The sequence below is a fragment of the Candidatus Thioglobus sp. genome (genome assembly GCF_028599055.1).
GTDB lineage: Bacteria > Pseudomonadota > Gammaproteobacteria > PS1 > Pseudothioglobaceae > Thioglobus_A.
This window is the reverse complement of record NZ_JAQRMS010000033.1, coordinates 1-7,139: the sequence shown is the minus strand read 5'-3', so window position 1 is coordinate 7,139 and position 7,139 is coordinate 1. Positions and strand designations below refer to the sequence as shown.

The following is a 7,139-nucleotide window of genomic DNA, read 5'->3' as shown; positions in this document are numbered from 1 at the left end:
ACCCCACCAAATTCCAACTATTGAAATAATAACTGAGATTGGTATAACCGCCAGTTTCCGGTAATCGAGCCTTAATGCGCGCAGCCTCAACAAGATTAAAACCACAAATAATACAATTACAATTTGAGCTAGTTCCACACCGACATTAAAACCAATCAACGTGGTTAAGAATGAATCTGGTGCCATATCAAACGCTTTGAGCATACTAGCAAATCCAAGACCGTGAATCAAGCCAAAGATAAATACAACTACTGTTTTGCGCTTAACAGACTGATGTATGAATAAATTTTCAACGGCTACATAGGCAATAGAAAATGCAATCAATGGCTCAACTATACGCGCTGAAACTTCAACAATACCAAACATTGCCAGACCAAGTGTCAATGTATGGGCGAGGGTAAAGCTAGTGATCAATATTAGCAATCGCTTAAATAGCAATGAAGAGAGTGCCATGCCAACAATAAACAAAATATGATCCCAACCCAATGGAATAACATGGTCAAAACCAATGCCAGTAAATTGGTAGAAACGTTGAGTTGTACTCAATGGCTCTGGATGATCTATGTTAATCAATTGACTACCATTGCCATTGCGTAACCATTGCCATTGACTCCAGTTGTACGTATCTTTTTGATACACCTGCCAACGCAAGGCATTATCACCATAGGCTTTTCCATATTGCCAAGCTAATGTTGCTGGCCACTCGCTCATAGTCGCTTTGTAAGTCAACGTGGTTTTTCTTGGGCGTTTCTTATAACCGATAATATCAATCTCAGCCTTACTCAACGTTAGTGCTTGTGGCGTATTGTTAACGGTCAAACTAAAACTGTTTAAAAATTCAGCTTCAAAAGCTTTAAAGCGCTGGCGTAACACCTTAGGTGCTAAGGCCCTAAGTTCATCGTATTGAGCAGAATTTGGTGAGTCAGTTGTATTTTTATATTGAGTACCAATACCGGACATTACCGCCTCAAGGCTTAGATCAATTGATAATTCAACGGTTTTGTCTTGAAAAAAACTCACTTCAACCAAAGCAGGCTTGATCACATCTGCACGCACCAAGGACGAAATCAAAAATAGTGATAATAGTAATAATTTCATTATGAGACCTTTATATAAATAGGGATGATTGGCAAAATGACAAATTCTGCTGCATTGATAATTTTTCAAACCTTGTCCTAGCAGAGCTAAGGCTATGTTTGAAAAATTATCAAGGTGGTGGAAGGTGGTGTTTTGATGATTATTCATATTTATACAAAGGTCTCATTATATTTTTCGGTAATAAAAAACCCCGACTGGCGGGGCTTTTTACAATCTACCAAATCCAAACTTAAATAAGCTTTCCTGCGTAATTTTCAATACCTGGATTGGTTTTCACGCCTTTGATGGTTGGATGGTTAACTTTCTTAAGATCTAGTGTGCCTTGCTTGCGCAGGTAATCTGCAGCAACGTCCCACATTAGTCGACCATTACCCACAGAGCCAACTTGCGCCCAGCCAGATACTTTGTAAGATTTATTTGGATCAATTGGTGTACCAGCATCGTCTTTCATTTCTGAAATACGATTACCCAGTGTTGCAGCTGGATCGATGGTGTAATCCATGCCGCCCATACGCACCATATCACCACCTGATTGTAAGTATGGATCTTGTACAAATAGGTTTTCTGCAATGCCTTCTAATACTTCTTTAAGCTGTGCACCTTTCATCTCTGAGACGTAAGTTTCGCCATAAGTCATTGAAGTATTGGTCATTAAATCTTCCATGGTGACATCATGTCCAGCTGGTACCGAGGTACCCCAACGAACACCCGCCGACATAGCAAAGTCCGCATCATGCTCTTCACGCAATGAGTTAACCAGCACCTGATCCCAAGTACCCATAAAGTTACCACGACGATACAAGGTTTGATTAGTTGAACAAAGTTTTTCAGTTAGAATTTCATCATAAGTTTTACCAACACGGTCTGGGTTGTTGCTCATTGCGGAACTACGCGCTTCAACAACATTCTTATCATATTTAGTGTTACGCATCTTATCAATAAATGACACAACCGCTGCATCTGGTTTGATAAAGTCAGTCAGAATTGGTAGCATTTTGTAATTGTAGCCTACTACCTTGTGACCTTTAATGTCCAGATCCATTACACCAATGTATTTACCTGAACAACCTGCATTGGTTACCACAGTCATGCCACCTGCGTTTTGAACTTCAACTGGTTTTGGCATGCCGTCATGCGTATGGCCACCAAAAATTGCATCGATACCAACCACGCGAGAAGCCATTTTGATATCAACATCCATACCATTATGAGAAACTACAATAACCGCATCGGGCTTTTCATTCGCTCGGATGTCAGCCACTAGCTCACTCATCTCTTCTTCACGCAAGCCAAATGACCAATCTGGGAAGAAATATTTTTGTGGATTAGCATTTGAGGTTCTCGGGAAAGCTTGACCAATCACCGCAATACGATGACCGCCTACATTTTTAATCACATACGGCTTAAATGGTAGAGCTTCATCTTCATCATACAAACCATTACCATCAAACTTCTCAGTCATAGTAAAGTATTCATCACCCATAAGCGCATCTTCAAGAATTCTAACGTTCTGACCTAGGAAATCACCTTTAAAGAAGCCAATATTTTTTAAAGTTTCTTCTTCTTTGTAAGTAAACTCCCAATGTCCAACCATGACATCAACACCCAACATATTGGTTGCCTCAACCATATCTGCACCACGCGTCCAAAGTGACGTACCTGAACCCTGCCACGTGTCACCACCGTCAACCGTTAAGGTATTTTGAACGCCACCAGCGCTTTCACGTAAAGAATCTAGCACAGTTTTAATTTGCCCAAAACCACCGGTTTTGCCGTATTTAGCTGCTAACTCTTCAAAATTATTGTAAGTGAATGCATACGCTTCCGGTGTGCCTGGCTTAACGCCAATTTGCTTAAGTAAATTGTTACCAACTACGTGAGGTAACTGGCCATAAGTAGAGCCAAAGCCAAGGTTAACGTTTGGCTCACGGAAATAGTTAGGTAGTAAATTACCATGGGTATCAGTAATGTGCAAAATTCGCGCATTACCGGTTTTAGGCACTTCGTACATGTTATCTTGAGAGGCTAGCTTAGCAGAAGCGTCTTTGCCACAACCACTAATTAACCCTGCTGCAGATCCAGCGCCCAATACTTTTACAAAATCTCTACGTGTTAATGACATATTCTCTCCTCAGAAAATTAAGTGTGTTAAATAAGTAGCTAACGATTTTACACCAACTTCCAGCAAGGAGATACCTGTAGTGATAGGTACTTAGTAGTATGAGGAAGTAGGAAAAACTGTTAGCTAGCGTGTAGTATAGCAAAAAAAAAAATGATAAAAGTCAATAATTTTGTCTTTTGGTAATCTTACGATTCCACTTGGTGTTATTAGCAATAAATCCTATAGAGGTGCCCCTATAATACTCAACATGAATATTTCACAACTACTTAGCAATATTGTTAACACCCAATTTGATTTTGATGTCACTGGGCTATCGCTTAATACTCAAACCCTTCAAGAGGGTGATGTTTTTGTCGCACTACAAGGCGCTAAAGGCCACGGTATAGACTACATCGACCAAGCAATTGACAAGGGTTGTGTGGCTGTATTGGTGGACTCTCAAACCGTTGAATGTCGCGTACCTGCCATCCGCATTGATCAGTTATCGAGCCATTTACCAATACTTGCAAATACTTTTTACAGCCAAGCTACCCAGGTAGACATTATTGGCGTCACTGGCACTAATGGCAAAACTTCTGTTGCTCATTTTATCTCACAATTACTCAACAAACTTGAGGTGAAAACTGGTTTGATTGGCACATTAGGCATCTCAGACAATTCGCAGCAGTCTAATCACACAACACCTGATATTCTAACGTTATATCGCGCATTGGATGAATATGCTAACAAGGGCATCAATACGGCGGTTCTAGAGGTGTCGTCTCACGCCTTAGCTCAAGACCGCATTCAGGGCTTGAATATCACTCAAGCAGTGTTGACTAATTTTTCTCAAGACCATCTTGATTATCACCAAACATTGGCGCAGTATCAAGCAGAGAAACTTAAACTGTTCCAACTAGATTCGTTGAAGAATGTCATTCTAAATAAAGACGACGCCAGTTTTGCCAACTTCCAATCAGCCAGCAGCACCTCACAAATAACCTATTCAATTGATGACTTTGACGACATTAAAACCACAGAGTACGGCTTTATCACTCAGCTTGATGGCTTTGTATTCGAGGTACCATTTTTAGGAGAATTTAACCTAATGAATGTGCTGGCCGCTTACAATACACTTAAAGCCAGAGGTTTTAGTGCGCTGCAGGTTGCGCCGTTACTACATCAACTCAATCCGCCACCGGGCAGAATGCAAAAAAACGCACAACAATTAATTTGGATAGATTACGCCCATACGCCTGATGCGATTGAACAAGCCATTATCACGCTACAAAACCACTACCCAGCACATAAAATTCGTGTCGTTTTTGGCTGTGGCGGAGATCGTGACAAATCTAAACGTGCCAAGATGGGCAAAATCACCTCCAAATTAGCCGATACAATCATTCTCACTAATGACAATCCAAGAAGCGAAAATCCTCAAGCCATTATCGATGACATTCTTAGTGGTATTGATGACAGCTATGAAGTTATCATTAATGAAAATCGCCAGATTGCCATTGAAAATGCTGTGATCACCTTGGCGGAAGAGGAGTGTTTACTGATCGCTGGAAAAGGTCATGAAACGACACAAATTTTAAACCATGAAACTTTAAAATCAAACGACAATGACATGGTGTTAGCTGCTATTATCGAGGCAGCGAGATTGAAAAAAATAAAAAACAAACAGCGTTAAACCTATTGAGAGATTTCTTAAAAAGGCAAAAAGGGAAGCAACTACAAAGACAAAAAATGCTACACACTGACACAAAGACCTTAGCTAAGCTATTAAACATCAATTGTGACATTAATGTTGAATTTTCTGGAATTTTTACCGATACTCGACAGCCAATGCATGGCGGTATTTTTTTAGCCCTTATTGGCGATAATTTTGATGCGCACGATTATCTAGAACAAGCTAAAGCTATGGGTGCTGTTGGTGTTATTGTTAGCAAACACGTAGCCACCGATCTGCCAACCTTGCTGGTCACAGATACGCAAGAGGCACTGAGTAAAATTGCCAAATTTCACCTCAACAAGCTACAACCAAAAACCATTGCTATCACCGGCAGTAACGGTAAAACCACCACCAAAAACTTACTGGCCAATATTCTAAATCAGGTTGCGCCCACATTAAAAACCCAAGGCAATCTAAATAATCACCTAGGCGTGCCAATGACACTACTAAGCCTAGAAGACAAACACAAATATGCGGTGATTGAAATGGGTGCCAATCATTTAGGTGAGATTAAGCAACTACGTGAATTAGTAACGCCCAATATTGCTATTGTCACCAACACGGGTGATGCGCATATTGGCGAATTTGGCAGCAAGGAAAATTTGATTAGTGCCAAGGGTGAAATTTATTCAACCGATTCTATCAATATTGTTAATACCAATACCAACTATTCGGGTGATCTTAGTTTTGGCAAAGGAGGTGATGTTTTTGCCAGCAATATTAAGCAATCTAAATTTGTATTAAATATTAAATCGCAAACCATTGATATCAATCTGCAGTTAATTGGCGAGCACAATATCAATAACGCCTTAGCCGCTAGCGCTTGTGCAGCTGCACTCGATGTTGATATTCAACTTATTAAACAAGGCTTGGAGGCCACGCAAGCAGAGCCGGGGCGTTTAAGCATTATTCAAACAAAACAATTCACCTTGATTGATGATACCTATAATGCCAGCCCCACGTCAATTCAGGCAGCACTCAACACGCTAAAAACCTACTCGGGTGAGTTGGTTGTGGTGCTGGGTGATATGGCTGAACTCGGTGAGGACGAGATCACCTTGCATCAACAAACTGGTGCATTAGCCGATACTATTACCCCTAACTTTTATAGCTTTGGCAGCCTAGCCAAACATTACCAAGCACAACATTTTGATTCTCAGGAGCGCCTGACTGAACATTTGATCAGCCAACACACTGGTGCCACCATCCTGGTTAAAGGCTCTAGAATCGCCAAACTAGATCAACTCATTACTCTTTTGCAAAAATAAACCAATTTTCACTTGACCTTTTGCCTAAACCTAGCGATAATTACGCGCTTGATGGGCCCGTAGCTCAACTGGATAGAGTACTCGGCTACGAACCGAGCGGTTACAGGTTCGACTCCTGTCGGGCCCACCATCAAATTTACATCAAGTTTATTCTGCCCAAACAGCTTCTGATAGAATACCCACATGATGACAATCCCCAACCTAATTACACTCTCTAGAATTTTCTTAATTCCAGTTTTTGTCGCCCTTTATTATTTCCAGCCTGCCTATAATCCGGATGGCTTTATTGACATTAAAGCACCTGAGAATATCTTTACTCAGGTTAATTTTTGGGTTACTGGCATTTATGCCTTTATCAGCACTACTGATTATCTTGATGGATACTTGGCCAGAAAACTCAACATGACCTCGCAACTCGGTGCTTTTCTGGATCCAGTGGCTGACAAACTCATGGTTTCTGTCGCGCTAATCCTTCTGGTAGACTTCTACCCTACCGATTCCCATTGGTATATCACCATTGCAGCACTCATTATCATCTCTCGCGAAATCCTAGTATCAGCACTGCGCGAATGGATGGGGACTATTGGTCAACGCTCAACGGTTAATGTGTCATTCATTGGAAAAGTAAAAACTTTTGTGCAAATTTTTGCCATTTTATTCTTACTCTATCAACAACCTTTCTTTGGTTTGCCTAGTTTTGAAATTGGTGTTGTATTATTAATGGCCGCCACCCTCTTAACCCTATGGTCAGGTTTTATTTATTTAAGAGAAGGGGTTAAAACTTTTGACAATTAATCCCAAATCAGCCTTGACTAATTTGAAAAAAACACTATAATTTCACTTTCTATTGCGGGAATAGCTCAGCTGGTAGAGCATCACGTTGCCAACGTGAATGTCGCGAGTTCGAATCTCGTTTCCCGCTCCAGATTCTAAAAAG

5 protein-coding genes and 2 tRNA genes are annotated in these 7,139 nt (G+C 40.7%); 5 read left to right on the top strand and 2 right to left on the bottom strand.

The annotated features are described in order from the left end of the window. Together PSN35_RS03590 and PSN35_RS03585 are read right to left on the bottom strand one after the other, a co-directional pair. On the bottom strand, window positions 1-1,098 hold a 1,098-nt coding region (locus tag PSN35_RS03590; RefSeq protein ID WP_300029542.1), incomplete at its 3' end, for a HupE/UreJ family protein. Window positions 1,099-1,327: 229 nt separating this feature from the next. Continuing rightward, window positions 1,328-3,220 (bottom strand): 5'-nucleotidase C-terminal domain-containing protein, encoded by a 1,893-nt coding sequence (locus PSN35_RS03585; protein ID WP_300029538.1) that lies wholly within the window; start codon window positions 3,218-3,220, stop codon window positions 1,328-1,330. A gap of 247 nt (window positions 3,221-3,467) precedes the next feature. Between PSN35_RS03585 and PSN35_RS03580 the strand changes: the two genes are divergently transcribed. The 5 genes from PSN35_RS03580 (at window position 3,468) to PSN35_RS03560 (ending at window position 7,127) form a co-directional block, all read left to right on the top strand. After that, a complete protein-coding gene (locus PSN35_RS03580; RefSeq protein ID WP_300029535.1) occupies window positions 3,468-4,892 on the top strand; it encodes a UDP-N-acetylmuramoyl-L-alanyl-D-glutamate--2,6-diaminopimelate ligase in 1,425 nt (474 codons plus the stop codon). A gap of 56 nt (window positions 4,893-4,948) precedes the next feature. After that, the gene (gene murF / locus PSN35_RS03575) at window positions 4,949-6,202 is read left to right on the top strand and encodes a UDP-N-acetylmuramoyl-tripeptide--D-alanyl-D-alanine ligase (RefSeq protein WP_300029532.1); all 1,254 of its coding nucleotides are present in this window, start codon (window positions 4,949-4,951) and stop codon (window positions 6,200-6,202) included. A 53-nt stretch (window positions 6,203-6,255) separates the two neighbouring features. Beyond that, window positions 6,256-6,332: transfer RNA gene (locus PSN35_RS03570), tRNA-Arg, on the top strand. A gap of 53 nt (window positions 6,333-6,385) precedes the next feature. Beyond that, on the top strand, window positions 6,386-6,997 hold the full coding sequence (pgsA, locus tag PSN35_RS03565; RefSeq protein ID WP_300029529.1) for a CDP-diacylglycerol--glycerol-3-phosphate 3-phosphatidyltransferase: 612 nt from the start codon (window positions 6,386-6,388) through the stop codon (window positions 6,995-6,997). Between the two features lie 54 nt (window positions 6,998-7,051). Further along, a tRNA-Gly gene (locus tag PSN35_RS03560) sits at window positions 7,052-7,127 on the top strand. The last annotated feature ends 12 nt before the right edge of the window (window positions 7,128-7,139 follow it).

What these genes read in the sequence shown, in the direction of transcription:
- murF (WP_300029532.1), top strand. Translation starts at nt 4,949, where the DNA reads ATGCTACACACTGACACAAAGACCTTAGCTAAGCTATTAAACATCAAT.
- PSN35_RS03580 (WP_300029535.1), top strand. Translation starts at nt 3,468, where the DNA reads ATGAATATTTCACAACTACTTAGCAATATTGTTAACACCCAATTTGAT.
- pgsA (WP_300029529.1), top strand. Translation starts at nt 6,386, where the DNA reads ATGATGACAATCCCCAACCTAATTACACTCTCTAGAATTTTCTTAATT.
- PSN35_RS03585 (WP_300029538.1), bottom strand. Translation starts at nt 3,220, where the DNA reads ATGTCATTAACACGTAGAGATTTTGTAAAAGTATTGGGCGCTGGATCT.